The sequence below is a fragment of the Brucella anthropi genome (assembly GCF_046630315.1).
GTDB lineage: Bacteria > Pseudomonadota > Alphaproteobacteria > Rhizobiales > Rhizobiaceae > Brucella > Brucella anthropi_A.
This window is the reverse complement of the sequence record NZ_LQBD01000001.1, coordinates 93,038-119,241: the sequence shown is the minus strand read 5'-3', so window position 1 is coordinate 119,241 and position 26,204 is coordinate 93,038. Positions and strand designations below refer to the sequence as shown.

The window sequence follows — 26,204 nt, the reverse complement described above, 5'->3', positions numbered from 1 at the left end:
ATTACGGTTTGCGCATGAAGCAACCGGTTCGACGACGCGCTGTCTTCTTCATTGGCGGCTATGATCCCAAAACGCCCGAAGCGTTTTTCGGGCGATTGAAGAGAGAAATCAACCGCTTCGAAACGCTATGGGACGTTCGCTCCGTCGTTTCGCCGGTCGACATATCGCCAGACCGCGAAATCGGCTCCGTTTCCATCGAAACCGCGCCCGCCGACAAAAGCTGGGCCACCGGGACGGATTTCCATTTTCTCGTTCTGGACAAAATTGTGCGGGCGGATTTCGACCGCCCGCTTCCCGTCCGGCTGGCCAAATATCTTGTCGCCTTCGGCGATTTCGTCATCACCGGCACCGCCTTTCGCTTCTTTGCCAGGGCATGGCGCTTCGGGCTCTATTTCCTCTACCCGTTTGTGGTGCTCGCCCTGTTTGCCGCCATGGGCTATGCGGCGGCGCGGTGGACGGCTCACGGACTGGGCGCTGCCGGGTGGGCTGGCTGGGCAAGCTTGATTGTCGGCCTTGCGGTCTTTTTCACGGCACTCGCCATTCTGGGTAAGCGATGGTCGACCAACCATCTGATGGACCTCTGGTCGTTTTCGCTCAGTTTCATTCGGGAAAGACGACAGGATGCCGAATCCCTGATGCAGCGCTTTGCGGCCCGTATCGTCAGGCGCATCACCGCAAAACCTTATGACGAGGTCATTCTGGTCGGCCACAGCACCGGCGGCATGCTGATGCTGGACGTTGCGGCGCGCTGCCTTGCCATCGATCCGGAATTCAGCAGCCGTGCATCCAGCGTGACGCTGCTCACCCTCGGATCGACCGCGCTCAAGGCGGGCTATCACCCCGCGGGCGGGCATTTTCGCGAAGCCGTGCAGCGGCTGGTGGATGACGGCAAGATCGACTGGGTGGAAATCCAGTGCCTGACCGACGCGATCAATTTCTACAAGACCGATCCCGTGGCCGAAATGGGCCTCAAACGGCAGCCGCAGCGGTGCTTCCCCGTCACAAGGACCGTGCGGATGAAGGACATGCTGGAGCCGGAAATTTACAAGCGTGTGAAGCGGAACCTTTTTCGCGTGCACTACCAATATGTATTCGGCAATACGAAACCCTATTGGTATGATTTCTTTCAGATATGCTGTGGGCCGGTGCCGCTTCGCGTTCGAACGGATGACCGATAATCGGCGCCATGCCAATGAAGGAAACTATTGCCGAATGACACCGACACTGGCCGCAATCGTCTGGGGCATCGGGCTTGTCGCCTGGGTCGTTATCCGCATCCCGCACCAGCGGCGCGCGCGCAAGATCAAGGTCGCCAACAATGCGAAAACGCTTGCCGACAGGCTGGCGCTGGGCGCGGCGACACTTGGCCTGTCGCTGATCCCGATCATTTATGTGGCAACCGGCTTTCCCGCCTTTGCCGACTATGCTTTCCAGCCATGGCTGGGCTGGATCGGGCTGGTTGTCGAAATCGCCTTCCTCTGGCTTTTTTATGCAAGCCATCGGCAGCTTGGCAAGAACTGGTCCGTCTCGCTTGAAATCCGCCGCGAACACAAGCTGGTGACGGACGGGCTTTACCACTATGTCCGCCATCCGATGTATCTGTCGTTCTGGCTGTGGGCAATTGCGCAATTCTGCCTGCTGCCGAACTGGTTTGCCGGGCTGGCGGGGCTTGTCGGCGTTGCCATCCTCTATTTCTATCGGGTCGATCACGAGGAGGCGATGATGCGCGCGGCTTTCGGCGCATCCTATGACGATTATGCCCGCCGGACCGGCCGTGTCGTTCCAAAACTCAAGTTCTAGTGATTTGGCTGAAACGGATGGGGGCTCTAGGGTCGGGACCTATTCATTGGTGTCGAACACGCTCCAGCGGGCAATCGAAGATGATTTCAAAACCGACAAATTTGCGTTCCAAACCCTTGACCCGCCGCAGCCTGCTTTTTGCCGGTGCGGCACTTGCCCTTTACGGCGGCGCGGCACGAGCCGCACCCAAAGCGCCATCCGCGGCCTCCCCCCAGGCCGATGTTTATCTTCTGCGCGGGTTCGGGGATATTTTCTCCACCGGCATCGATGAGATCGGCAAGCAATTGCAGGCCAACGGGGTTGACGCGCATGTCGAAGGACATCAGGCGGCGGGTTTCGTGCTGAACCATATTCTCGCCGACCAGCGAAAAAACCCTGGCGCGCCCGTCATTCTGATCGGCCATTCGCTTGGCGCCAATGCCGTCATCGACATTGCGGCCGCGCTTGAAAAGAAGGGCATTCAGGTTGCTTATATGGCGACCTTTGCCGCCACGGCACCGGCTCCCCTGCCCGGCAATATCAAGCGTGTCGTGAACTTCTATTTCAAGCAGCACGGCTGGGGCCTGCCGCTGGCCGCCGGGCCGCGCTTCAAGGGAAGCCTCGACAATCGCGACTTCTCGGGCATGAAGGATATCGGCCATTTCAATATCGAGAAACAGCGTCCGCTTCAGGACGAAGTGGTGCGCAATGTAGTTGGTATCCTGCGCGCGAGATGATCTGAACGCCTGCTGGCGGAAGAGAATGGGAGTCGAACCCACCAAAGACCGTCTATCGGCCCCTCCCGGATTTGAAGTCCGGACGCCCCACCAGGAACGCATCTCTTCCTTATGCCCCTTGCGGCGCGGCCTCACTTTGCGTGAAATCACCAAACAAGTCCAGCTTGCGGCGGTTCAGGCGGCGCATGTCCCCCCGCCTTATCGTGACGCTATTGCGGTCGAAGAATTCCAATATCTGGATCGCCACCTTACGTCCGCTGTCGATCCGGTCGCGAAACCGCGCCGCGATGAACCAGCCGCTGTCGAAGGCCGCGTCCATATCCGACAGGATGCCGATCATTTCGGCAATCGTCGCTCGCAGGAAGAAATGGTCGTGCGCCACTTCATGCACCCGGCCCATGCGCCCGGCAAGCTTGAGAAGGCAGCGAATATCTTCCTCCCGCGCATCAAGCAATCCTGCAATATCGCGCACGCGCGGCGGTCGAAAGCGAGCCTCGCCTCCGAGAAGTGGCGCGATGCGCTGCCAGAGCGCCTCGTCGGCATCGCTCATCGTCACTTCATGATCGCGGAGGCGCAGCCACGCACCGTCCAGTCTCAAAAGGTCCGCCTCGACCAGCGCGGCGATGGCGGCGCGAAAGGCAGGTGCTGGCAGGCGCGGTTTCAACAATAGCCGCAGCCGCTCGACGCCCATGCCGATCAGGCCCGGGTTTTCGTCATGAAATGCGCCAAGCCGCGCCAGAATATCATCACGCAAAGCATTCCATCGCTCCGGCAACAGCAAAAGTACCGAATTTGTCTGGCGGAGCATTATGGCATCAAGCGTCTGGGCGAGGCTTTCCGGATCATCAGGCAGCGCGCGGTCGCGCAGAAATGCCGTCGCGTCAAGATAATAGGGCTCGACCGACAGCAATGCGCGTGCCGCTTCCACAGGGTCGTCGATGGAGTGGGCATCAAGTTGCGCCATGCGCTCCGGGCTGCGGCGCTTGCGTTGCGGCGGGCGCAGATCGAGAAAACGTCCGCCGCCGATGGTGCGTTGTGCGGAAACATCCCGGATGACGAAACGGTCTCCTGCCGCCGCCGCGACGGGACGATCCAGCACCAGCTGAACCCGTTCTTCCGCGCCAGGCCGCAGCTCCTCATCCCGCAGAAGCACGATGCGCGCCCCGACCTCGGCTGCGGCATGATGCAGGCGAACCGGGAACCACTGCCCAATCGGCTTTTTCTCCGAAGGCAATATCTGCAACGATGCATCGATGCGATCCGTCGGGCGATGAAGGCCGGGCGATACCAGCATGTCACCGCGATGCACCGCCTCTTTCGATATGCCCTCGCCCGCCAGATTGAGCGCGCAGCGATCACCCGCCTCAGCAGTTTCGCTCGGCCTGTTCTGCGCATGGATGGTGCGGACACGCGCTTCCCTGCCGGACGGGCTGATGAGCAGATGGTCGCCAGCCGCAACCTTGCCGGAAAGCACCGTGCCGGTGACGACCGTGCCCGCGCCCTTGAGCGTGAAAGAACGGTCCACGGCCAAACGAAAACGTCCGTTTACCCGCCGCCCGCCGAATGCATGCGCTTCGATTTCCAGCAAGGTTCTAAGTTCGTCGATCCCGGCACCGGATAGGGTGGAAACCGCCAGAACGGGAATATCGGCCAGTCCCGTCGGCGCCAGTTCATTGCGGATGGCGATTTCGACTTCTGTGAGGCGTTCCGGCTCGGCAAGATCGGATTTGGTGATGACGGCGACGCCGCGCCGAATGCCGAGCAGATTGACGATTGCCAGATGTTCGCGCGTTTGCGGCATGATCCCGTCATCGGCGGCGACAACCAGCATGACGAAATCGATGCTCGCAGCCCCGGCCAGCATCGTATGCACGAATTTTTCGTGCCCCGGCACGTCGACAAAGCCGAGTGTATGCTTTTCATCGCCGGAGAGAGGCAGATAGGCAAAGCCGAGATCGATGGAAATTCCGCGTTCTTTTTCTTCTTTCAACCGATCCGTATCGATCTTGGTCAGCGCGCGCACCAGCGCGGTCTTGCCATGATCGATATGTCCCGCCGTTCCGACGATCATGAGCGGCGTGCCGCAAGAGACGACAGATCGTGCAGAAAGCCGTCTTCATCCTCAAGGCAGCGCAGATCGAGCACGAAGGCACCCTTTTCCATCCGCCCGATGACGGGCAGAGGCAGCGCGCGCAATGAACTGGCAAGCGCTGTCAGCGCCGTGCCGCTGCCCTCCTTCGGCACAATCGACAATCCGGCGCTTGGAACCGTTGAAAGCGGCAATGCGCCGGAGCCGATCTGGCTGGCGCAATCCGTCACCGCCACAGTGAAAGCCGGGCCAAGCGCTCTTTCAAGCTGCGGCTTCAGCCTTGCCGCCTGGGCGGCAATTTCCGGCTGCGGGCGCGCCAGAGCGCGAATGGTCGGCAGTTTTTCCGCAAGCCGTTCCGGGTTGCGATAAAGTTTCAGCGTCGCTTCCAGTGCCGCAAGCCTGATCTTGTCGACCCGCAGCGCACGCTTCATCGGGTTCTTGTTGATGCGGGCAATCAGATCGCGCCGCCCGACGATGAACCCCGCCTGCGGTCCGCCCAGAAGCTTGTCGCCCGAAAAGGTGACGATATCCGCGCCTTCGGCAACCGCCTCACGCACGGTCGGCTCATGGGCGAGGCCGAAAGCGGTCAGATCGGCAAGCGTGCCGGAGCCAAGATCATTGACCAGCGGCACGCCCTTGCCTCGCGCGATTGCCGCCAGTTCCGACGCCGTGACTTCCCGCGTAAAACCTTCGATCCGGTAGTTGGAGGTGTGGACCTTCAGCACAAGGCCGGTATCCGGGTTGATTGCATTCTCGTAATCGCGCGGATGGGTGCGGTTGGTGGTGCCGACTTCGACAAGCCGTGTCCCGGCACGGGTCATGATATCCGGCATACGGAACGCGCCGCCGATCTCGATCAGTTCACCGCGCGACACAATGGCTTCCTTGCCCAAGGCAAGGCTGTTCAGCACCAAAAGCACGGCGGCGGCATTGTTGTTGACGACGGTTGCGTCTTCCGCGCCTGTGAGTTCGCAGACAAGCGCGCGCAGATGGTCGTCGCGCTCGCCACGCGATCCCGACGACAGATCAAACTCAAGCGAAACCGCCTGCCGCATCGCTTGCGTGGCAGCCTCGATTGCGGCTTCGGCAAGGATCGCGCGTCCCAGATTGGTGTGCAGAACGGTTCCCGTCAGGTTGAACAGCGGGCGCAGGCTCGACTGTCCGGATGCTTCGAGCAAATGGAGAACCCGTTCCGCCAGATGCTTATTGCTGGAGAGCGAAGCACCGGATTTCACCGCCTCGCGCTCGTCGTGCAGAACCTTGCGGACGGCCTCCGTCAGCGATGCGTGGCCGAAATTCTCCGCTGCCCCGGCAAGTTCGGGCAGGTGCAGGATGGTATCCACGGACGGAAGATGGCGCAGCGAAGCCTTGATCTGGTCCATGCCGCCTCACAGCCCGGCAAGAAGCGGGGAGAACCCGCCGCGCCGGTAAGACGTCTCGCGCATCAGCATATCAAGGCCAAGGCTTGCAACATCGTCGGCCACCGGATCGGCATCCGCCGATAGCTGCTGATAGATGATCTTGACCCAGCGCTGGCATTCGTCGCAGGTTTCGGCCTTGATGATGCCGCCGCCTTCCTCAACGTGCCTGTAGCCAATGCCCTTTGTAGAGCCGCAGCACACGCATTTGACCCGCACATAATGCCAGAGCGTGTTGCACACGGAACAGGAACAGAAGCGCGCGCCATGCGCACCGTGCCAGCCCACGACCATCGAGCTTGACGGCAGGGAACCGCAGGCCGAGCAGACGCCATCGGCGACCGGCTTCACCGATTTCGCGTCGAGCGCCGAGGCAAGCCGCGTGAAATGGAGCTGCAATCCCGCCCAGATATAAATATGTTCGGCAATCGCCTGCGGCGGCAGAACCCCGGCGAAAAGCGCCTCGATCATCCGGCGGCGATCATCAGTGCTACTTTGCGCCACACGCTCCAGCGCATCGGCGGCATCCTGCGGCTTGGCGATTGTGTCGGCGCGCGCGAAAAGCCGGTCGAAGATGGTGTCGAGCGCCTCGTCCGATAGGACATCCGCACGATCGATCGACGGCATACCGAATTCCCGCCCCCGCTCATCGCCCTGCCGCGCAACGACGGGGCCGAGACCGGCCGCCACTTCAGACTGCGCCTCGCTCAGATCGGCGATGAATTCCAGATAGGGTTTCAGCGGGCTGACCGAGGCCAGAAGGCGCAGGCGCTCCGCTCGTCTGGCGAAAAGTGCGCCGGGGTCCGGCAATTGCACGAAGGGCGGGGCCGATATTTCGCCGATGACCGTCGGGTCCGGCACCAGATTTTTCTTGCCTGCCATGTCACTCCTCACGAACCCGACGGGCCACGTGGACCACTGAATATGATCGCCGCCGAATGACGATCACGCAAATTCAGGCGGCAGGTTTGCTGCCGCCCTGTTTCACTTTCTGCTTCGATGCCAGTTCGCGCAACCATTTGCGGTGGTGCCGCCAGGCCCAGCCGCCTGTCACCGTGCCGCGCGTCATGGCATGGATAGTGCCCTTCACCCAGATCGCGGCATAGACATGCACGATCCACACACAGATCGCCACCACCGCCGCCATGGAATGAACAAGCAGGGCCCAACGCTGCTGCTCGATGCTGGTATAGGCACCGAAATATTCGTTCCAGATCATCACGCCGGAAACGATCAGGATGATGATCAGGAGCGACATGGACCAGAAAACCAGCTTCTGACCGGCATTATATTTGCCGACTTCGGGCAGTTTTTCCTCATGGCCGGCAAGCACGTCATTGGCCTGCGCCAGCCACTGGCTGTCTTCGCGCTTCCACAGATTGGCGCTCCAGAAACGCAGGAAAAGCCCGAGGAAACTGACAAACAGCACGACGCCGATCCACGGATGGATGGCGCGGGTCCATTGTCCGCCGCCGAACAGACCCGACAGGAAAAACAGCGAAGGATGGAACATGGCAAGGCCCGAGAGTGCCAGCAGCACGAGGCTGATGGCGGTGATCCAGTGATTGAGGCGCGCGCCGCCGGAATAGCGATGCACCCGGACCGGTCTGCCCGGCTCTATGCCGTCGCCGCGTTCCACATCGTCAAAGTCGGTCTTGCTCATGAGTCTTCTCTCCCGTGAGCTTTTCGGCCTGTTCCTCGTCATGCTCCGTCACGACGTTCGGACCCTTGAAGATATAATGCAGCAGACCCGCCGCAGCGGCCAGCCCCATTGCAGCCATGCCCGCATATTTGGACACGCCCTTCCACGCCTCGACAACCGGGCTGATGCGCGGATCGCTCGGCAGATCGGCATAGATTTCAGGCTTGTCGGCATGGTGCAGCACATACATGACATGCGTGCCGCCAACGCCCGGCGGATCGTAAAGACCGGCATTTTCAAAGCCGCGCGATTTCAGATCCTTGATGCGGTCATCGGCCCATTCCTTCATCTCGTCCTTGGTGCCATAGACGATGGCCTGCGTCGGGCAGGCCTTGGCACAGGCCGGCCCCTGCCCCACCGCGATGCGGTCGGAACAGAGCGTGCATTTATAGGCCTTGTTCGTCACCGGCGAGATGCGCGGAATGTCGAACGGACAACCCTTGATGCAATAGCCGCAGCCGATGCAGTTCTCGTGGATGAAATCGACGATGCCATTGGAATATTGCACGATTGCGCCCGGTGCCGGGCAAGCCTTGAGACAGCCGGGGTCCTCGCAATGCATGCAGCCATCCTTGCGGATCAGCCATTCCAGATTGCCGGTATCGGGATTGTCCCACTCGGTAAAGCGCATCAGCGTGAAGGTATCGGGCGTCAGATCATGCGGATTGTCATAGACGCCGACATTGACGCCCACTTCCTCATGCGTGTCGTTCCATTCGGCGCAGGCCGACTGGCAGGCCTTGCAGCCGATGCATTTCGACACGTCGATAAGCTTCGCCACCTCGGTCTGGCGCTCCGCTGGCGGCGTCACGTTCGACGCCGACCGCCTGATCAGGTCCTTGTCACCGAAACGCGGCTGTTGCGGCGTGACATCGGGATTGGGAACGGGTGGAAACATTTCTAATCCCTCCTATGCCACTGGCGCGCTTGAGCGCTCGATATTGACCAGAAACGCCTTGAACTCCGGCGTCTCGATGTTCGCGTCGCCGACGAAAGGCGTCAGCGAATTCGGGCCGAAGCCCTTGCGGGCGGCACCCATGAAGCCCCAATGGAGCGGGATGCCCACCACATGCACCGTCTTGCCGTCGCAGATGAGCGGCTTGATGCGCTTCGTCACCACGGCCTTGGCCTTGACCGAGCCGCGCTTCGACCACACGCGCACCCAGTCGCCCTTGGCGATGCCCTTTTCCTTCGCCAGCTCCTCCGAAATTTCCACGAAGAATTCCGGCTGCAGGACGGCATTCACATGAACATGCTTGGTCCAGTAGTGGAAATGCTCCGTCAGGCGGTAGGAGGTTGCGGCGTAGGGGAACTCCTCCGACGCCGTTTCCGCGAACTGCTTGAAATCGTCATTGAAGACACGCGCCACCGGATTGCCCCGGATGTTCGGCGCGATCACATTGGCGAGCGGCGATTCAAACGGCTCGTAATGAGCCGGGAACGGACCGTCGCGCATCATGCCGCGGCTGAACAGGCGCGAGGCGCCTTCCGCATTCATGATGAACGGCCCGACTTCCTGCGGCCTGGCGGTCGGCGCGATGTCCGGCACGTCATAGCCCGTCCATTTCGAACCGTCCCATTCGATGAGCTTGCGGCTCGGATCCCACGGCTTGCCGTCAATATCGGCGGAGGCGCGGTTATAGAGAATGCGGCGGTTCGCCGGCCATGCCCACGACCAGTTGAGATAGGCGCCCGTCTCATCCGGATCGTGATTGTCGCGGCGGGCCATGTTGTTGCCTGCCTCGGTGAAGCAGCCGGAATAGATCCAGCAGCCCGATGCCGTCGAGCCGTCATCGCGCAGCGCCGCAAAGCCGGACAGAAGCTTGCCCGCCTCGGCAACGACCTTGGTCGGATCGGCCGGATCCGTCACCGTGGAAAGCGCGCGGCCGTTCAGTTCCTTGGCCAGCTCTTCCGCCGTCGGTTCGCCCTCATCCGCATAATCCCAGGTGAGGTTGAGGATCGGATCGGGGAAGGCGCCGCCCTCCTTGCGATAAAGCGCCCGCAGCCGCAGGAAAAGCTGCGCCATGATCCAGTTGTCGGTCTTCGCCTCGCCGGGCGGCGTTGCGCCCGGCCAGTGCCATTGCAGCCAGCGCCCGGAATTGGTGAGCGAACCCTCATCCTCGGCAAAGCAGGTGGAGGGAAGCTGGAACACTTCCGTCTGGATGGACGCCGAATCCACATCATTATATTCGCCGTGGTTTTCCCAGAAACGCGAGGTTTCCGTTTCCAGCGGATCCATCGTCACGAGGAATTTCAGCTTCGACAAGGCGTCGGTCAGCTTCTTGCGGTTCGGCACCGCCATCAGCGGATTGAACCCCTGACAGACATAGCCGTTGACCTTACCTTCATGCATCATGTCGAAGATGCGCAGCATGTCGTAGTTCGGCACGTCGAGCTTCGGTAGCCAGTCATAGGCAAAGTCGTTCTCGACCGTCGCGGCATTGCCCCACATCGCCTTCTGGAAACTGACGAAGAACTTGCGATAGTTCTGCCAGTAGCTCATCTGGTTCGGGCGCAACGGCTTGAAACCGCGTGTCGACATATAAGTCTCGAGATCGGTTTCCTTTTCGACCGGGATGTTCATATAGCCCGGCAGAAGATTGGACATGAGACCGATATCGGTCAGCCCCTGAATGTTGGAGTGGCCGCGCAGCGCATTCATGCCGCCGCCGCGCACGCCAATATTGCCAAGGATAAGCTGCAGCATCGCCATACAGCGAATGTTCTGCGACCCCTTGGAATGCTGCGTCCAGCCGAGCGCATACATCGACGTCATCGTCTTGTCCGGGGCAGAGCATTCGGACATCATCTGCGCCACTTTCAGGAATTTCTCCTTCGGCGTGCCGCAGATGCGTTCCACCATTTCCGGCGTGAAGATCGAAACATGCTGCTTCAACAGGTTCCACACGCAGCGCGGGTGCTGCAATGTGTCGTCCACGACGGCATAGCCGTCATCGCCGATCACATAGTCCCAGCTTGAGCGGTCATAATCGCGCTTTTCCGCATCATAGCCGGTAAACAGCCCGTCCTTATATTCGAAGCCATCCTTGATGATGTAGCTGGCATTGGTGAAATGCTTCACATAATCCCACTGCACCTTATTGTTCTGGATGCAGTAATTAATGACGCCGAGCAGGAAGGCGATATCCGAGCCCTGCCGGATCGGCGCGTAGAAATCCGCGACCGATGCCGTGCGCGTGAAGCGCGGATCGACGACGATCAGCTTCGCGCCGCGATTGGCCTTGGCCTCCGTCACCCATTTGAAGCCGCACGGATGCGCTTCCGCCGCATTGCCGCCCATGACGACGACGAGGTCGGTGTTTTTAATGTCGGTCCAGGAGTTGGTCATTGCTCCGCGGCCAAATGTTGGGGCGAGACTCGCCACCGTCGGGCCGTGTCAGACGCGTGCCTGGTTATCGAATGCCACTATGCCTGTACTGCGCACCACCTTATAGGTAAGAAACGCCGTTTCGTTGGTGGTCGCCGAAGCCGCGAGGAAGCCGGTTGACGTCCAGCGGTTGACCGTGGTGCCCGCCGCGTTCTTCGCGATGAAATTGGCGTCGCGGTCGTCCTTCAGATGCCGCGCGATGCGGTCGAGCGCATCTTCCCAGGAAATCTGCTTGAATTCAGACGAACCCGGCTCGCGCACCCGCGGATTTTGCAGGCGGGTCTTCGCCTTGACGAAATCCTTCAGCGCCGCACCCTTCGGGCAAAGCGTGCCCCGATTGGTGGGGTGATCCGTATCGCCTTCGACATGGATCAGTTCTGCCTTCTCGCCCTTGCGCACATCGCCCTTAGAATAAAGGATGACGCCGCAGGCGACCGAGCAATAGGGGCAGGTGTTCCGGGTTTCGGTCGTATTGGTCAGCTTGAAGGGGCGAATGGATTCGGCATAGGCGCTTTCCACCCCACCGAAACCGAAGGACCCAAGCGCCGAAGCCGCCACCACCGCCCCCGTTCCGCCCAGAAACTGGCGGCGTGAGAGCTCCACATTCATTGCGCTGCACCTCCCTGATCGTCAGAAGAAAATGCCGGGGCACACTCTTCTCTAAACTGGACTTGGCCGACATCAGTTCACCGCAATAAAACCATGTTGTCAACCGAACAGCGCGCCCAAAACAACAACAACAATCCTGTTTTACCAATAACATGACTCTCATATTCAAGTATTAATACACAAGTCTTATCTCAACAACGACTTGAACATGCGTCGGTCGATTGACGTCCTCCTGTAAAAACGCCAGACTGACGCGGTAGCTTCTTTCGTTGCTAGCCCTTTTCGGGGGACATCATGGATATCGCATCGCCCATCCGTCTCAGCACCCTTGCCCATGGCGGCGGCTGCGGCTGCAAGCTGGCGCCAGCCGTCCTCCAGGACCTGCTGGCCGACCAACCCGCCATGCAGCCTTTCAGCCAGCTTCTTGTCGGCACGGAAACCGGCGACGATGCCGCCGTCTGGCAGCTGGATGACGAAAACTGCGTGATCGCCACCACGGATTTCTTCATGCCGATGGTGGACGATCCTTTCGATTTCGGTCGCATCGCGGCCACCAATGCGATCTCCGACGTCTATGCCATGGGCGGAACGCCGATCATGGCGCTGGCAATCCTCGGCATGCCGGTGAACAAGATGCCGGCCGACATGATCCGCGACATCCTGAAAGGCGGTTCCAGCATCTGTGCCGAGGCCGACATTCCGGTGGCGGGCGGGCATTCCATCGACGCGCCGGAACCTATCTACGGACTGGCGGTCATCGGCACATGCAAGCTTTCCAGCCTGCGCAGGAACAGCGGCGCCCGCCCCGGCGACACGCTGATCCTGACCAAGGCCATCGGCGTCGGCATCTATTCCGCCGCCTTCAGGAAACAGGAACTCGACAGCGCCGGTTACGATGAAATGATGGCCTCCGTGACGCTTCTGAACCGGGTCGGGGCCGAACTCGGCAAGGATGACGCCGTCCACGCCGTCACCGATGTCACCGGCTTCGGCATTCTCGGCCATGCGCTCGAAATGGCGCGCGGCTCGCATGCGGGCATTGCCCTCGATTATGCCGCCCTGCCTTTTCTCAAGCAGGCCGAACGGCTGACACAGGCCGGTTTTTCGACCGGAGCTTCCACCCGCAACTGGGCAAGCTACGGCCATGCGGTAAAGCTTCCCGACGACTATCCGCTCTGGAAACAGCAATTGCTGACCGATCCGCAGACATCCGGCGGGCTTCTCATTGCCTGCGCACCGGCGGAAGCCGAAAGACTTCTGCACAGCATTCGCGCCGCAGGCTGCCCCTCCGCCGGCATCATCGGAAAAGTGACGGATGATGATGGCCGTGTGACTGTGGCCGATTGAAAACAACCGAGGCGGCTCATCAACAATTCGCTTCACGGATAGATCAACGCCCTCTGGAAATCGCCGCTGCGAGGCGATAAAGGCAACAGCGCGTCCCGAAAAGTGCGAAGCGGTTTTCGGAAAAGATGCGCGTAAATAACAAATGGAAAATATTTTTCAGAGGGACATCATGGGCTATTTTCCAAGTTGGCGCTTGACATCAAACGCCGTCGTGCTTCCTGACGAGCGCCTGCCAGCCGCCGCCGCCGTACCGATGGGCGTGCAGCATCTGCTTGCAATGTCGGGCTCGACCATCGTGGCGCCGCTGCTGATGGGTTTTGATCCCAATGTGGCCGTCTTCTTTTCCGGCATCGGCACGCTTCTGTTCTTCGCGCTGACGGCGGGCCGCGTGCCGAGCTATCTCGGCTCGTCCTTCGCATTCATCGCCGTCGTCATCGCCGCGACCGGCTATGGCGGCTCCGGCCCCAATCCCAATATCGCCATCGCGCTTGGCGGCATCATCGCCTGCGGCGCGCTCTATGCCCTGATTGGCCTCGTGGTCATGGCCATCGGCACCGGCTGGGTAGAACGGCTGATGCCTCCGGTCGTCACCGGCGCCATCGGCGTTTCCATCGGCCTCAACCTCGCGCCGGTTGCCGTGGGCCAGCTGAAGGGAAGTGGCACGCATATAACCATCGCGCTCCTCACCGTTCTCTGCATGGCGATGATCGCCGCCTATGGGCCGCGCGGAACAAGGCGCCTGTCGGTGCTGTTCGCGCTGCTGTTCGGCTATCTGCTGGTGCTGGTCCTCGGCAACGGCCTCGGCATCGTGCCCGGCATCGATTTCACCGCCGTCAGCAATGCCGCCTGGTTCGGCCTGCCGCATTTCACCACGCCGGAATTCAACTGGCAGGCGATCACGCTGATCGCGCCGGTCGCCATCGTGCTTGTGGCTGAAAATCTCGGCCATATCAAAGCGCTGGGTTCGATCACCGGCCAGAGCATGGACCGTTATATCGGCCGCGGCTTCCTGGGCGACGGCCTTGCCACCATGATTTCCGGTTCCGGCGGCGGCACCGGCGTCACCACCTATGCCGAAAACATCGGCGTCATGGCAATGACCAAGGTTTACTCCACCCTGATCTTCGTCATCGCCGCCGTCATGGCGCTGATCCTCGGCATGTCGCCGAAATTCGGCGCCATCCTGCAAACGATCCCTGCCCCGGTTCTGGCCGGACTTGCGGTTTCGGTGTTCGGCCTCATCGCTTCGGCCATGGCCCGCATCTGGATCGTCAACAAGGTGGACTTCGCGGATTCCCGCAACCTCTTCACCGCTGGGGTGGCGCTCATTTTCGGCGCTGGCGACTTCACGCTGAAGATCGGCGAATTCGCCCTCGGCGGCATTGCCACATCGACGCTGGCGGCTCTCGTCTTCTACCAGCTGCTCGGCATCGGCCGCAGCGATAAGCCAATGGCATGAAAAACCAAAAGGAGCGGGCACCTGTCCGCTCCTTTTATGAAAACAGTTGCTGCTTGATCGACATCAATTACTATCTTTCTATATCCGTCTATGTCCGCGACGAAGATCATCCTGAAACAGGCCTCCCAAAAGTGGGGGCCGGCTTCGGGATAAGGCATGCTTGGAAACAACCATTCAAAGCGTGTCCTATGAATATCTTGAAACACGACACGCTTTGATGAGACGGGCTCATGATATCAGACCTTTTCGAACATAACCGGCAATGGGCAGCGGAAAAACGCGCGGAAGACCCTGATTATTTCAACAGGCTTTCGTCCGCGCAGCGTCCGGAATATCTCTGGATCGGATGTTCGGACAGCCGCGTTCCGGCCAATGTCGTCACCGGATTGCAGCCGGGCGATGTCTTCGTGCACCGCAATGTCGCCAACCTGATCCACCGCGCTGATCTCAACCTGCTGTCGGTGCTGGAGTTTGCGGTCGCGGTGCTGGAGATCAAGCATATCATCGTCTGCGGCCATTATGGATGCGGCGGCGTGCGGGCGGCGATGGCCGGATATGGCCATGGCATCATCGACAACTGGCTGCAGCCGGTTCGCGATATCGCGCAGGCCAATGCACAGGAGCTGAACGGTTTTTCCGACCCCGAGGAACGCCTGAACCGGCTTTGCGAACTGAATGTCGCCGCGCAGGTGGAGAGCCTGTCGCGCACGCCGGTTCTGCAATCGGCGTGGAAGCAGAACAAGGACATCACCGTGCATGGATGGATGTATGGCCTCAAGGATGGCCTGTTGCGCGACCTTGATTGCGACTGCACGAAAAGCGTGCTGCATTTTTCATGTCAGCAGGCCGGATGATCTGTAAGCAGCCTTTCCGCCCTGACGCGCATATCGGGTGCAAGTTCGGCTGAACACCGCGCGATCTTGTCGAAACAAACAGCAGTCGTCTCGTTGATTGCGCGCGGTTTCCCGTCGAGCGAACCCATCATCATCTGGCGATAGGTGATTGACGAGCGACCGACTTTCAGCACCTGCGAACGGATCGTCAGCAAGTCCCCGGCGGGCACTTCCTGCTTGTATTCGGTTGTCGCGCGCACATCTGCCCAGCCGAAGCCGTCATCGGGAATTTTCCCGGCAATGTGGCCAAGTAACTGAAAGCTCGCATCGTCGAACATTCCCGCATAATGCCGGACATTCATGTGTCCCATGACATCGCACATCCACGGATGCGCGACGCCGACAAAGGTAACAAGACCGCTCATCGCACCACCGACTGATAGCCACCGAGAAAGGCTGTGAGATTATCGCCCAGTGCATCGCACAGATAGCCGCCTTCCTGCACGATGACGGTCGGCAGCTGAAGCTTTGCGATGGCTTCTGCAATATGTCCGAAACCGCCTGTGGTGACCGACAATCCGCCGAACGGATCGCCTTCGAACGGATCGAGGCCAAGCGCCACAACAATCGCATCCGGCGCGAAGGCTTCGATGCGGCGCAGCGCCGTAGCGAGCGCCGAAAGAAATTGGGCATCGCCGGATTTGCGCGGTAGCGGCAGGTTGAGATTGTAGCCAAGCCCTGCGCCTTCACCGCGCTCGTCGGCATGGCCCCAGAAGAATGGATAAAAACGCACGGGATCGGCATGGATCGAGACGGTCAGCACGTCGGGGCGAGCGTAGAAAATGCCCTGCGTTCCATTGCCGTGATGAAGATCGACATCGAGGATCGCCACGCGCCCGGCTTTCGAGCGCAGGCGCTCTGCCGCGACCGCCGAATTGTTGACGAAGCAGAAACCGCCCGCCACATCGGCAAAGGCATGATGCCCCGGCGGGCGGCAGAGCGCATAGGCCGCGACCTCACCGCCCAGCACGGCATCGGCGGCATCAACCGCGCTCCAGGCACTCCAGCACACGCTTTCCCATGTATGCTCGGCAATCGGGCAAGCCGTGTCAGCCATGTGGTAGCCGACCTGCCCGACAGCGGACGCCGGGTAACGGCCATCGCGCGCCAGCGGATGGATATTCGGGATCACCTCTTCCGGCGCCTCCTCAATGCGCCGCCAGCGGGCATAGATATGCTGCAGGAATTCCAGATATTCCGGCGTATGCACGGCTGCAATCGGGCCAAGGCCATGATTGCGCGGACGAATGATCGCGCAGCCTGCGGCCTTCGCACCGGCGAGCAGGCGCTCGATGCGTTCCGGTTGTTCAGGGTTTGGCTGCGGCGCGCCGCTGGAAAGAAAGGCTTTCGGGTCGTGACGCTTCTGCTCGACGGCGTAAAAGGCTTTCATGACTGCTCCCATATTTGATTGATATGCGCCAAGCGCTCGAAGTCATCGCCATAGGCGCCATGATCGCGGTCGGTCTCGATCCAGCCGATGCCCAACCGCTCATAAAATCTCTGCGCGGCAATATTGTCCCGGTCCACGGCCAGCCGCAGATAGACGCCGCCCCGCGCCATCGACCAGGAGGCGACATGGCGCAAGAGCAACTCGCCGATCCCCCTGCCGCGAAAGGCTTCATCCACATAGAGGTCCTGCACATAGACGCCAGGTTTGCCGAACCATGTCGAGAAGATGGGGAAAAACAGGGCAAGCCCGGCGAATGCCCCGTCCACCTCAGCGATCAGGCTGGTGAATGCCGCATGGGGGCCAAAACCATAGCGACGAAAATCCTCGACGGTGCTGGAAATCCTGTCAGCAGCGCCTAGCCCTTCGCCCATGATGCGGATTGCTGCGTGAATCTGTTCGGCATCGGCAAGTTCCGCCAGCCGGACCACGATGCCTGCCTTATTGTCCATCACGATTTGCGGCATCAGAACTTCACCCTGTCTCCACCTTTGAGGCCCAGATATTCACGCGCCTCTTCGGGCGTGGCAACCTCCAGCGACAGGCCATCAAGGATGCCGCGAATGCGCCGCACCTGATCGGCATTGCTTTTGGCAAGCTGGCCGCGCCCGTCGTAAAGGCTGTCTTCCAGCCCCACACGCACATTGCCGCCCATGGCTGCCGCCATGGTGATCATCGGAATCTGGTGCCGCCCCGCGGCCAGCACGGAGAAGGAATAATCGTCCCCGAACAGCTTGTCGGCGGTCCGCTTCATATGCATGAGATTGTCAGGGTCTGCCCCGATGCCGCCCAGCACGCCGAAGACGAACTGGATGAACAGATGACCGGACACCAGCCCCCGGTCGCGGAAATGCGCCAGCGAATAGAGATGGCCGACATCGTAGCATTCGAACTCGAAGCGCGTGCCGCAGCCCTGCCCGAGACTGGTCAGAATGCCTTCCATATCCGCAAAAGTGTTCTTGAAGATCGAATGGCGCGTGGCTTCCAGCAGTTCCGGCTCCCACGCATGTTTCCATTCACGCGGCTTGTCGAGTGCCGGGAACAGCGCGAAATTCATCGAGCCCATATTGAGCGAACACATTTCCGGCTCAGCCCGGAGCGGCGCGGCCAGCCGGTCTTCCAAAGTCATCAGCGATGAGCCGCCGGTGGAAATATTCACCACGGCAGATGTCGATTGCTTGATGCGCGGCAGGAACTGCATGAACAGATCCGGATTGGCGGACGGCCTGCCGTCATGCGGATCGCGGGCGTGAAGATGCAGGATGGATGCGCCCGCTTCCGCCGCCGCAATGGCTTCGCTTGCAATCTCGTCCGGCGTTACCGGCAGATACGGTGACATGGAGGGCGTATGGACGGAGCCAGTCACCGCGCAGGTGACAATCACCTTGCGATGCGTCTTCTTCTTGTCGGTCATGATCCGATTTCCTTACGCGTTGACAGGCAGTTTGAGTTCACGCGCAAGAACCTCCAGCGTATCGCCAAGGATGGCGGTGATCTCGCCGACCTGCTCGCGGCTCACGATCATAGGCGGGCAGACAAGGAAGTGGTCGCCTTCAACACCGCCGCGCGTGCGGCGCGAATAGATGATGAGCCCGCGCTCATAGGCGAGATCGACCATGCGCTGATGGGCGTTCAACTCCTTCGGCAAGGGCTTCATGGTTTCAGGATCGGACACAAATTCCGCTGCCAGCAGCAGACCCTTGCCGCGCACATCGCCGATGAAGGGGAAGCGTTTTGCCAGTCCTTCCAGCTCGCCTTTCAGCGTATCGCCCATCCGGGCGGCATTGCCAACCAGATCAAGCCGATCAATCTCCTGCAGCACGGCCTTGCCCGCAGCGCAGGCCAGCGGATTACCGGCATAAGTGAAGCCATGCAGGAAGCCGCCCGCATCCAGAACCGGCTGCACGATGCGCCCCGGCGCCGCCATCGCGCCAAGCGGGCAATAGCCGGAGGCAAAGCCCTTGGAAAGCGCAATCAGGTCGGGCTTGCAGTTCCAGTGGTCGCCGCCGAGAAACTTGCCTGTACGCCCGGCGCCGCTCATCACCTCGTCGTGGATCAGCAGGATGCCATAACGGTCGCAGATTTCTCGGATGCGCGGAAAATAGCTGTCGGGTGCGACCAGCGCGCCGGTGGACGCCCCACCGATCGGCTCCATGATGAAGGCCAGCACGCTGTCCGGGCCTTCTTCCTGAATTTTTTCCTCCAGCATGTCGGCATATTTCTGGCCGCGCTGTTCCATCGAAAGATTGTCGCGGTCGAGATAGGCGGTCGGTGCCGGAACTTTCGGCATTTCACGCATGATGGGCGCGAAAGGCTCGCTCAAGGCCGCATAGCCGGTGACGGCGAGCGCGCCAAGCGTGCCGCCATGATAGGACGGAAAACGCGAGATCACTTTCCAGCGCTTGCCCTGCCCGGTGGCGACTGCCCATTGGCGCGCAAGCTTGATGCAGGATTCGACCGCTTCCGAACCGCCGGAAACAAAGAATATCTTGTCCAGACCTTCCGGCATCCGCTCGGCGGCCATGCGTGCCAGATCTTCAGCCGGTTCATTCTCGAAATGCAGGCGATAGGCGAAGGTGACGCGGTCCATCTGCTCTTTCATGGCATCGAGCACGTTGCGATTGCCATGGCCGATATTGACCACCATCGCGCCGCTCGATCCGTCGATGACGCGGCGTCCGTCCTGATCCCAGATGTAGATGCCCTCGGCGCGATCCACCAGCGGCCTGCGCAGGCGCGACTGGTAGAAAAGATGCGATGCCGGGCGTTCATTCTGTGCTTTTGTGTTGAGCATGGCGTTACTCTGTCAGCGCTTGAGATATTGGTTGAGAACATTGGCGGTCACACGCTCGACCATGCGGTCGCCGCGCTTGAGGGCCGCCACCCATTCGCAGCTTCCGGCGTGGAAGACCTCGCCTTTGCCGCGCGGGAAATTGACGATCATACCGCAGCCGCGCTTGATGCGCTCCACGGCTGCATCTCCATCATTGCCGATCAGCGTATCGGCCACGAATTTTGCATCGGCATCGGAAAGAAACTGGTCGTCGGCTGGAATATCGGCGCTCTCTTCCTTGAGAGACGACATGCCGAGCGCCAGAATCTGCAATCCATCAGGCGCGCCGCTGCCTTCTTCCGGCTCCGGCAATCCGCCCCGGATCACATAGTCGAGCCCATCGACTTCGTAACCGAAGGCATGGCCTTCCGAGCCCAGAAGATCGCCATAATAGATGCCGGTGCCAGCAAAGGCCCAGTGTTCGGGGCGATAGACCGGGAAACCGCGCACGCCGCGCGGGGCGCAACCGCCCCAGCCGACATAAAGCCCGCGCAATGCGTTGAGGCCGAAGGTTTCGGCGGCAGGCCGTCCGGTTTCCGCCGCTTCCCAGCAGCCGCTGGTGCGGCGCGGATCGGCGGAGCGATAGACCGGGTCTTCGGCGCGGGCACGATATTTGTAGCAGGTCTGCCGCTTGCCATTGTCCTCCAGCCGGGTCTGCCACATGAAATTGCCGGCAAAACGCGCCGCACGACCGCCGCCATCGACATAATTGTCGATGGCATCGCGCATTTCCCATGTCCAGTATTCGTCGTGACCGACAAAAACCACGCAATCATAACCGTCGAGGATTTCCGGCGAGAAATGCAATTCGTGCTGGCTGGCGAGATCGACCGCATAGCCTTCCCGCTCGGCCCAGCGGAAAAACAGGCTGTCATAGCTTGCCCAGCCGGAAGAGACATATTTCTTGGAATAGCCATTGGCATAGGCCCATTCCATATGCGGATAGCGCGGGGGGCTGGCTGGTGGCGTCACAATTTCCAGCGGGACGCGCGGCGCATCGGACGGCAGGACGACAAAGCCGCGGCAGAACGGGCGCTCGATGCTCACCGTCGTCGCATATTGATCGCCATTCGGCCCAGTGATGCCCTGATAATGGTTGGAACCGCCCCATGTATTATAGGCGGTCCATGTGCCGGTTGCCGCGACTTGCAGGATACGACCGGGCTTTTTTCCCGCCGCAGGACGCAGGATGAACAGGTGATGGCAATGGATGGGCTCTCCGTCATTGCCATGCGCCTTCAGCGTGATGCGATACGCGCCGGAAGGCCAGTTCTCATCCGTCCTGAAGGCAAACGTCGTTTCCCATCCGCAGCCGACAACCGAACATTGCGCCGGTGTTTCCTGCCATTTGCAATCTATCCCGCGCTTGGAGAAGACCGGTGTTTCCACAGCACCGTCCCGCACGATCTCGATATCGAAACGCGAGGCGGTGGCGCTCACCTGCAAATGAACCGTCGCGCCCGGCAGATAGGAATAGGCGTCGGTGTAGCACCAGATTTCGCCACGCGGCCCATCCATGCCGGGATATTCGTAATAATGGCCGAGGACAGCCTCGCGCCGCTGCGCCGAGGTCAGCCCGAAATCGGGAAAATCGCTAGCGGTTCTCTCGTTCATGCCGGCACCTCAGGCAGCCAGATATTTTTTGAGGAAGGAGCGGGTACGCTCCTGTACCGGGTTGCTGAGTATCTGGTCCGGCGGTCCCTCTTCCACCACCACGCCGCCATCCATGAACAGGATGCGGTCGGCGACCTCGCCCGCAAAACGCATCTCATGCGTGACGATCAGCATCGTCATATGTTCGGCGGCAAGCTGCTTCATGACGGCGTTGACCTCATCCACCAGTTCTGGATCGAGCGCCGAGGTTGCCTCGTCAAACAGCATCACTTTCGGCTGCATGGCGAGCGCACGTGCAATGGCGACACGCTGCTTCTGCCCGCCCGAAAGGCGCGAGGGGTAGACGTCGATCTTGTCGGCAAGCCCCACCTTCGACAAAAGCTCCAGCGCCAGAGTGCGGGCCGCGTCCTTTGCCATGCCTTTCAGCTTGATCGGGCCGAGCGTGATGTTTTCCAGCACAGTCAGATGCGGGAACAGGTTGAAGTGCTGGAACACCATGCCCATCTGCTGGCGCACCGCATTGATGTGCTTTTCAAAGGCCTGCCCAGTTAGAGGCTGGTTGACCTGCACGCCATCGAGCCAGACTTCGCCGCCATTCAGCGTTTCCAGATGATTGATCGACCGCAGAAGCGTGCTCTTGCCGGAGCCGCTCGGACCGATGATCGCAACGATCTGGCCGCGCGCCACGGCAAGGTCAATGCCTTTCAGCACTTCCAGCGCGCCGTAAGCCTTGCGGGCGCCCTTCACCTCGACCATCGGTTTTGCAGATTTGGAGCTGCTCATCGCGTGACCTCCACTTTTCTTTCAATGCGCCGCAGGCCTGCCTCAAGCACGAGATTGACCACGTAATAGATGGCCGCGACGGTGATATAGAATTCAAACGGGCTGAAGGTTTCGCTGATGGCAAGCTGGGCGCTATGCACCAGTTCCGCAATGCCAATGATCGAAACCAGCGACGTATCCTTCAGAAGAACGATCATGTTGTTGCCGATGGGCGGGATCGTGTTGCGGATCGCCTGCGGAATGACGACATAGCGCAAGGCCTGACCGTGGCTGAAACCGATGGAACGGGCACCTTCCATCTGTCCCGGATCGACAGCCACAATGCCTGCGCGGATGATATCCGCATTATAGACCGCGAAATGCAGGCTGAGGCCGATGATGCCCGCGTCAAGGGCCGGAATATCGATGCCGACCTGCACCAGCCCGAAATAGATCAGGAATAGTTGTAGCAGAAGCGGCGTGCCCATGAACAGCCACATGAAGAACCGGACCGGCCATGCGAGGAATGCGGGCGCATAAAGCACCACCAATGCAAATGCGATGCCGAGCACGAAACTAAAAAAGGCCGAAGCAACGGTCAGAACCAGCGTCCACCAAAGACCGGTCAGAAGAAGATCGGTGTAAGGGGTGACGATGCTGAAATCGAGAGCCTGCATCCGGTCCCCCTCACTGCGCCGCGAAGCGCTTGTCGAGAAGATCGACCCCGCGCGCCACGACATAGATGATGATCATATAGAGAATGGCGGCGACGCCGAAAATCTCGAAGGGCTTGTAGGTCGAACCAATGAAGCGTTGCGCGGTATAGGTCAGCTCGACCACCGAAATGGTGGAGACCAACGCCGAGCCTTTCAAAAGGGCGATGGCGTTGACGCCGAGCGGGCGGATCATCAAGCGAGCCGCCTGCGGCAGAACCACGAGCCGCATGGTCTGGCCGCGCCCGAAGCCGATGGAGCGCGCGGCTTCAGTCTGGCCGCGATCCACGCTCTGGATCGCGCCGCGGATCGATTCCGACATATAGGCGCCGATATTCAGTCCGAGCCCGATGACGCCCGCGGCAAACGGCTCCAGATTGATGCCGATCTGCGGGCCGCCGAAATAGAGAATGAAGAGCTGGACAAGGCAAGGCGTGCCGCGAAAGACGCTGACATAGGCAGCCGCCAACCCGCGTAGAATGGGGGAGCGCGACAGGCGCGCCGCCACAAGGAATGCTGCCACTGCAAGGCCAAGGATCAGGGCCAGTGCGGAAATTTGCACAGTTACCCATGCCGCCTCCAGAAAAAACGGGAGGACGCGCTGCATCAACGCAAAATCCATCGGAAAACTCCGGTCAATCGGTTCTCAACCGGCCCGGACATAGGCCGGGCCGGGATGACGACAGATCAGCGAATGTCGCTGCCGACCCATTCCATCGAGATTTTCTCGTAGGTGCCGTCAGCCATGATCTCGTCGAGAGCCTTCTGCATGGCTGCCTTCAGCTCAGGATTGTTCTTGCGGATGGCAATGCCGATGGCGACGCTGCCGCCTTCAATATCCGGCGTATCGAGCTTGCGGACCTTCTGCCCGGTTTCCTTGATCGCCACCATGACCGGGATGTTGTCGACAACGATGGCATCGACACGGCCCGAATTCAGTTCGAGCATCAGTTCCGGCAAGCCCTTATAGGTGCGAATGGTCCAGCCGCCCTGCTCCCGCGCCCATTTCTCATGGGTTTCGCCAAGCGTCACGCCCAGCGTCTTGCCCTTGAGATCGTCGAGCTTCTGAACGGCGGAATCTTCCTTCACGAAAACCGCGCGGCCCGCGTGATAATAGGGTCCGACGAAATCCACCGCCTTCTCGCGCTCCGGCGTGATGGTCATGGAGCCGACGACCGTATCGAACTTGCCTGCACGAAGACCCGCGACGATACCATCCCAGGCCGTGGTGATGAGCTGCGGCTTCAACTGCATGCGCTCGGCAATCGCCGAACCGATGGACGCATCGAAGCCCACGACCTCGTTCTTCTCGTTGACGAAATTGAACGGCGGGTACTGGCCGCTCATGGCGATTTTCAATTCTCCCGATGCCTTGATTTTTTCAAGGTCGTCCGCTTGTGCGGGCGCAACCGCAAAGACTGCGGTGGCGGCAATTGCGGCAGCGGCAATGAAACCCGTGAATTTGTTAAACATGCTGTTCCCGTCTTCCTCTTGTTTGTTTTCTTGAGGCTTGTTTCTGCCCCTCAATATTCATGATTGCTTTTATGGATGCATTTCGCAAATAGATAATGGAAATGGATTGCATAGATTTTGTGAATGGATAAATCATGTCGCTGCATCGTCCCGAGCGCCTTGTCTGGGATCTGGACTGGAACCTGCTGCGCAGTTTCGTGGTGATCGCGGAGGTGAAAAGCATCACCCGCGCCGCCGAACGCCTCAACCTCAAACAGCCGAGCGTGAGCAATGCGCTGCGCCGTCTGGAAGACCGCATCGGCCAACGGCTGGTGGAGCGTGACGCCACCCATTTTGAACTGACCGAAGTTGGCAAACTGCTCTATGAACAGAGCATCGAAGTCTTCGGCACCATTTCGCAATTGCCGCAACTGGTGCGCGGGGTGGGGGACGATGTGACCGGCCATGTCACCATATCGGTCGCCAGCCACATTATCTCGCCGATCTTCGATCAGGCGCTTGCGCTCTTTCACGAACAGCATCCCCGCGCGACCCTGACGATCAACGTATCCGCCAGCACCGAAGTCGCCCGGCTGGTGCGGGAGAAGCGCGCTTCGTTCGGTCTGGGGCTGGTGAGCAATCGCGATCCCGCGCTGGATTACACCATGGTCTATCGTGAGTTCTTCGGCTTTTTCTGCGGCCCCCGCCACCGGATGTTCGGCCAGTCCGGGCTGACGCTCGCCGATCTGAAGGGAGAACCATCGGTATCGTTCCAGACCGACCATATTGCCGACGCGCTGCGCCCCGTGGCCCTGCTGCGAAGCGAAGCGCGGCTTTCGCCGGATGTTGTCGGCACCTCATCGAGCCTTGAAGAAGTGCGCCGCATGATTATCACCGGTCTTGGCATCGGCCCGCTTCCGCTGCATGTGGCGCGACGCGAGATCGATGACGGACTTCTCTGGCGTCTGCCGCCTTATGAAAATCCTCCGGCAATCGATGTTTTTCTGATCCACAATCCGGAAACCAATCTCAACAAGGCTGAAAAGGCTATGCTAACCGGACTGAAAGGATTGATCGCTTCCACGCCGCTGGAAGAGCGAATTTACGCAGATTGACAAGCGGGCAAAATCGCCCGCCCTCAGCCTGAGACAATCGACGTAAAGTCAGATATGTCTGCAAAACGCGCAGCGCGAACCTTGCCGTACTTGCTCCTGTCAATGACAAGGTGTTTTTCGACGGCGCGGCGCATGGCCATCTGCTTGATCGGCACTTCATGGAAGTGCGAACAGGTGACGCCGTGTTGCTCATCGACGCCGCCAGCCGACAGAAAAGCCTTGTTGATGTTGACGCGCTTCAGAACCTCAATCCCCTCATCCCCCGAAAACGACGCCGCTTCCGGGTGATAGAGCCCGCCCAGGACGATGAGGCGCACATCGCCGCGCTGCGACAGGATTTCCGCGATATTGAGCGCATAGCAGACCACCGTGACATGCTGGTTCTGCGGTATGCGGTGGGCAAGGTGCGGCATGGTGGTGCCGCAGTCCATGAAAACAGTGTCGTAGGGTTCGATCAATGCCGCCGCCGCCGTACAAGCCTGTGCTTTGGCGTTGGCATGGCTGTCTTTTTCGAAATCGAAGACATAATCGCCGTTCGATCCGTCCTGATTGGGGATAATGTAACCACCCAAACAATTGAGCATGCCGCCATCACCGCCGATATCGCGGCGGATCGTCATTTCCGAAACACCCAGACGCGCTGCCGCATCACGCAGGCGAAGCACCCCGACTTCATCGACCAGCGCTGCCAGTTCGGCCATGCGCTCTTCTTTCCGGCTGATCCTGCTCACGCTTTCCCCATTCTTCGCGGTTCGCTCACCCGTTTATAGGTCCGTCACATTTCACGCAATTGCGATCATCCGATCTTGACAGGCCAAACATAAATGTGAAACGATCCAAACATAAT

The 26,204-nt window shown here is 60.1% G+C and carries 24 protein-coding genes and 1 tRNA gene; 7 read left to right on the top strand and 18 right to left on the bottom strand.

Annotation, left to right across the window (positions count from 1 at the left end):
- Nucleotides 1-14: 14 nt before the first annotated feature.
- The 3 genes from AVM02_RS00510 to AVM02_RS00500 all read left to right on the top strand — a co-directional run bounded on the left by AVM02_RS00510 (nt 15) and on the right by AVM02_RS00500 (nt 2,516).
- Nucleotides 15-1,178, top strand: coding sequence for an alpha/beta fold hydrolase (locus AVM02_RS00510; RefSeq protein ID WP_411505064.1), 1,164 nt, complete (start codon nt 15-17; stop codon nt 1,176-1,178).
- Between the two features lie 34 nt (nt 1,179-1,212).
- Nucleotides 1,213-1,800, top strand: a complete 588-nt coding sequence (locus AVM02_RS00505) for a protein-S-isoprenylcysteine O-methyltransferase (protein ID WP_411505063.1) — start codon at nt 1,213-1,215, stop codon at nt 1,798-1,800.
- A 116-nt stretch (nt 1,801-1,916) separates the two neighbouring features.
- Entirely contained in the window at nt 1,917-2,516 is a 600-nt protein-coding gene (locus AVM02_RS00500; protein ID WP_411505062.1) for a lipase, read from the top strand.
- Nucleotides 2,517-2,529: 13 nt separating this feature from the next.
- Here AVM02_RS00500 and AVM02_RS00495 read toward each other — a convergent pair.
- The 7 genes from AVM02_RS00495 to fdnG form a co-directional block, all read right to left on the bottom strand.
- Nucleotides 2,530-2,625 (bottom strand) — tRNA-Sec (locus AVM02_RS00495).
- On the bottom strand, nt 2,626-4,587 hold the full coding sequence (gene selB / locus AVM02_RS00490; RefSeq protein ID WP_411505061.1) for a selenocysteine-specific translation elongation factor: 1,962 nt from the start codon (nt 4,585-4,587) through the stop codon (nt 2,626-2,628).
- Complete coding sequence (selA, locus tag AVM02_RS00485) at nt 4,584-5,987, bottom strand: L-seryl-tRNA(Sec) selenium transferase (RefSeq protein WP_411505060.1); 1,404 nt, start codon at nt 5,985-5,987, stop codon at nt 4,584-4,586. The genes selB and selA overlap by 4 nt, the downstream gene beginning before the upstream one ends.
- A 6-nt stretch (nt 5,988-5,993) precedes the next feature.
- A complete protein-coding gene (fdhE, locus tag AVM02_RS00480; protein WP_411505059.1) occupies nt 5,994-6,905 on the bottom strand; it encodes a formate dehydrogenase accessory protein FdhE in 912 nt (303 codons plus the stop codon).
- A gap of 73 nt (nt 6,906-6,978) precedes the next feature.
- A complete protein-coding gene (locus tag AVM02_RS00475) occupies nt 6,979-7,686 on the bottom strand; it encodes a formate dehydrogenase subunit gamma (RefSeq protein ID WP_411505058.1) in 708 nt (235 codons plus the stop codon).
- Nucleotides 7,667-8,623 (bottom strand): formate dehydrogenase subunit beta, encoded by a 957-nt coding sequence (gene fdxH, locus AVM02_RS00470; protein ID WP_411505057.1) that lies wholly within the window; start codon nt 8,621-8,623, stop codon nt 7,667-7,669. Before fdxH ends, AVM02_RS00475 begins: the two co-directional genes overlap by 20 nt.
- A 12-nt stretch (nt 8,624-8,635) precedes the next feature.
- Nucleotides 8,636-11,722 (bottom strand): formate dehydrogenase-N subunit alpha, encoded by a 3,087-nt coding sequence (gene fdnG, locus AVM02_RS00465; protein WP_411505056.1) that lies wholly within the window; start codon nt 11,720-11,722, stop codon nt 8,636-8,638.
- 294 nt (nt 11,723-12,016) lie between these two features.
- On the opposite strand from fdnG, the gene selD reads away from it, so the two are divergent.
- The 3 genes from selD to can all read left to right on the top strand — a co-directional run bounded on the left by selD (nt 12,017) and on the right by can (nt 15,382).
- The gene (selD, locus tag AVM02_RS00460; RefSeq protein WP_411505055.1) at nt 12,017-13,069 is read left to right on the top strand and encodes a selenide, water dikinase SelD; all 1,053 of its coding nucleotides are present in this window, start codon (nt 12,017-12,019) and stop codon (nt 13,067-13,069) included.
- 169 nt (nt 13,070-13,238) lie between these two features.
- Nucleotides 13,239-14,528, top strand: a complete 1,290-nt coding sequence (locus AVM02_RS00455) for a solute carrier family 23 protein (protein WP_411505054.1) — start codon at nt 13,239-13,241, stop codon at nt 14,526-14,528.
- A gap of 230 nt (nt 14,529-14,758) precedes the next feature.
- The gene (gene can, locus AVM02_RS00450; protein WP_411505053.1) at nt 14,759-15,382 is read left to right on the top strand and encodes a carbonate dehydratase; all 624 of its coding nucleotides are present in this window, start codon (nt 14,759-14,761) and stop codon (nt 15,380-15,382) included.
- On the opposite strand, the gene AVM02_RS00445 is transcribed toward can, so the two are convergent.
- The 10 genes from AVM02_RS00445 to AVM02_RS00400 form a co-directional block, all read right to left on the bottom strand.
- The gene (locus AVM02_RS00445) at nt 15,367-15,786 is read right to left on the bottom strand and encodes an acyl-CoA thioesterase (RefSeq protein WP_411505052.1); all 420 of its coding nucleotides are present in this window, start codon (nt 15,784-15,786) and stop codon (nt 15,367-15,369) included. The genes can and AVM02_RS00445 overlap by 16 nt on opposite strands.
- The gene (locus AVM02_RS00440) at nt 15,783-16,811 is read right to left on the bottom strand and encodes a histone deacetylase family protein (RefSeq protein ID WP_411505051.1); all 1,029 of its coding nucleotides are present in this window, start codon (nt 16,809-16,811) and stop codon (nt 15,783-15,785) included. The genes AVM02_RS00445 and AVM02_RS00440 overlap by 4 nt, the downstream gene beginning before the upstream one ends.
- The gene (locus AVM02_RS00435; protein ID WP_411505050.1) at nt 16,808-17,335 is read right to left on the bottom strand and encodes an N-acetyltransferase family protein; all 528 of its coding nucleotides are present in this window, start codon (nt 17,333-17,335) and stop codon (nt 16,808-16,810) included. The genes AVM02_RS00440 and AVM02_RS00435 overlap by 4 nt, the downstream gene beginning before the upstream one ends.
- Entirely contained in the window at nt 17,335-18,282 is a 948-nt protein-coding gene (locus AVM02_RS00430) for a 3-keto-5-aminohexanoate cleavage protein (RefSeq protein WP_411505049.1), read from the bottom strand. Before AVM02_RS00430 ends, AVM02_RS00435 begins: the two co-directional genes overlap by 1 nt.
- 12 nt (nt 18,283-18,294) lie before the next feature.
- Complete coding sequence (locus AVM02_RS00425; RefSeq protein WP_411505048.1) at nt 18,295-19,662, bottom strand: aspartate aminotransferase family protein; 1,368 nt, start codon at nt 19,660-19,662, stop codon at nt 18,295-18,297.
- A gap of 12 nt (nt 19,663-19,674) precedes the next feature.
- Nucleotides 19,675-21,315 carry a N,N-dimethylformamidase beta subunit family domain-containing protein gene (locus tag AVM02_RS00420; protein WP_411505047.1) on the bottom strand — a complete coding sequence of 547 codons (1,641 nt, stop codon included), beginning with the start codon at nt 21,313-21,315 and terminating at the stop codon, nt 19,675-19,677.
- A 9-nt stretch (nt 21,316-21,324) separates the two neighbouring features.
- Complete coding sequence (locus AVM02_RS00415; RefSeq protein ID WP_411505292.1) at nt 21,325-22,071, bottom strand: amino acid ABC transporter ATP-binding protein; 747 nt, start codon at nt 22,069-22,071, stop codon at nt 21,325-21,327.
- Nucleotides 22,072-22,094: 23 nt separating this feature from the next.
- Entirely contained in the window at nt 22,095-22,754 is a 660-nt protein-coding gene (locus AVM02_RS00410) for an amino acid ABC transporter permease (RefSeq protein WP_411505046.1), read from the bottom strand.
- Nucleotides 22,755-22,764: 10 nt separating this feature from the next.
- Nucleotides 22,765-23,412 (bottom strand): amino acid ABC transporter permease, encoded by a 648-nt coding sequence (locus AVM02_RS00405; RefSeq protein WP_411505045.1) that lies wholly within the window; start codon nt 23,410-23,412, stop codon nt 22,765-22,767.
- A gap of 65 nt (nt 23,413-23,477) precedes the next feature.
- Nucleotides 23,478-24,263 (bottom strand): ABC transporter substrate-binding protein, encoded by a 786-nt coding sequence (locus AVM02_RS00400; RefSeq protein WP_011982597.1) that lies wholly within the window; start codon nt 24,261-24,263, stop codon nt 23,478-23,480.
- A gap of 134 nt (nt 24,264-24,397) precedes the next feature.
- On the opposite strand from AVM02_RS00400, the gene AVM02_RS00395 reads away from it, so the two are divergent.
- The gene (locus AVM02_RS00395) at nt 24,398-25,357 is read left to right on the top strand and encodes a LysR family transcriptional regulator (protein WP_411505044.1); all 960 of its coding nucleotides are present in this window, start codon (nt 24,398-24,400) and stop codon (nt 25,355-25,357) included.
- A 23-nt stretch (nt 25,358-25,380) separates the two neighbouring features.
- On the opposite strand, the gene AVM02_RS00390 is transcribed toward AVM02_RS00395, so the two are convergent.
- On the bottom strand, nt 25,381-26,088 hold the full coding sequence (locus tag AVM02_RS00390) for a DeoR/GlpR family DNA-binding transcription regulator (protein ID WP_411505043.1): 708 nt from the start codon (nt 26,086-26,088) through the stop codon (nt 25,381-25,383).
- Nucleotides 26,089-26,204 lie beyond the last annotated feature (116 nt).

Bases quoted from the DNA above. Each gene is read 5' to 3' on its own strand.
- AVM02_RS00510 (WP_411505064.1), top strand. From the start codon at position 15: ATGAAGCAACCGGTTCGACGACGCGCTGTCTTCTTCATTGGCGGCTAT.
- AVM02_RS00505 (WP_411505063.1), top strand. From the start codon at position 1,213: ATGACACCGACACTGGCCGCAATCGTCTGGGGCATCGGGCTTGTCGCC.
- selB (WP_411505061.1), bottom strand. From the start codon at position 4,587: ATGATCGTCGGAACGGCGGGACATATCGATCATGGCAAGACCGCGCTG.
- selA (WP_411505060.1), bottom strand. From the start codon at position 5,987: ATGGACCAGATCAAGGCTTCGCTGCGCCATCTTCCGTCCGTGGATACC.
- fdhE (WP_411505059.1), bottom strand. From the start codon at position 6,905: ATGGCAGGCAAGAAAAATCTGGTGCCGGACCCGACGGTCATCGGCGAA.
- AVM02_RS00475 (WP_411505058.1), bottom strand. From the start codon at position 7,686: ATGAGCAAGACCGACTTTGACGATGTGGAACGCGGCGACGGCATAGAG.
- fdxH (WP_411505057.1), bottom strand. From the start codon at position 8,623: ATGTTTCCACCCGTTCCCAATCCCGATGTCACGCCGCAACAGCCGCGT.
- selD (WP_411505055.1), top strand. From the start codon at position 12,017: ATGGATATCGCATCGCCCATCCGTCTCAGCACCCTTGCCCATGGCGGC.
- AVM02_RS00455 (WP_411505054.1), top strand. From the start codon at position 13,239: ATGGGCTATTTTCCAAGTTGGCGCTTGACATCAAACGCCGTCGTGCTT.
- can (WP_411505053.1), top strand. From the start codon at position 14,759: ATGATATCAGACCTTTTCGAACATAACCGGCAATGGGCAGCGGAAAAA.
- AVM02_RS00445 (WP_411505052.1), bottom strand. From the start codon at position 15,786: ATGAGCGGTCTTGTTACCTTTGTCGGCGTCGCGCATCCGTGGATGTGC.
- AVM02_RS00440 (WP_411505051.1), bottom strand. From the start codon at position 16,811: ATGAAAGCCTTTTACGCCGTCGAGCAGAAGCGTCACGACCCGAAAGCC.
- AVM02_RS00435 (WP_411505050.1), bottom strand. From the start codon at position 17,335: ATGCCGCAAATCGTGATGGACAATAAGGCAGGCATCGTGGTCCGGCTG.
- AVM02_RS00430 (WP_411505049.1), bottom strand. From the start codon at position 18,282: ATGACCGACAAGAAGAAGACGCATCGCAAGGTGATTGTCACCTGCGCG.
- AVM02_RS00425 (WP_411505048.1), bottom strand. From the start codon at position 19,662: ATGCTCAACACAAAAGCACAGAATGAACGCCCGGCATCGCATCTTTTC.
- AVM02_RS00420 (WP_411505047.1), bottom strand. From the start codon at position 21,315: ATGAACGAGAGAACCGCTAGCGATTTTCCCGATTTCGGGCTGACCTCG.
- AVM02_RS00415 (WP_411505292.1), bottom strand. From the start codon at position 22,071: ATGGTCGAGGTGAAGGGCGCCCGCAAGGCTTACGGCGCGCTGGAAGTG.
- AVM02_RS00410 (WP_411505046.1), bottom strand. From the start codon at position 22,754: ATGCAGGCTCTCGATTTCAGCATCGTCACCCCTTACACCGATCTTCTT.
- AVM02_RS00405 (WP_411505045.1), bottom strand. From the start codon at position 23,412: ATGGATTTTGCGTTGATGCAGCGCGTCCTCCCGTTTTTTCTGGAGGCG.
- AVM02_RS00400 (WP_011982597.1), bottom strand. From the start codon at position 24,263: ATGTTTAACAAATTCACGGGTTTCATTGCCGCTGCCGCAATTGCCGCC.
- AVM02_RS00395 (WP_411505044.1), top strand. From the start codon at position 24,398: ATGTCGCTGCATCGTCCCGAGCGCCTTGTCTGGGATCTGGACTGGAAC.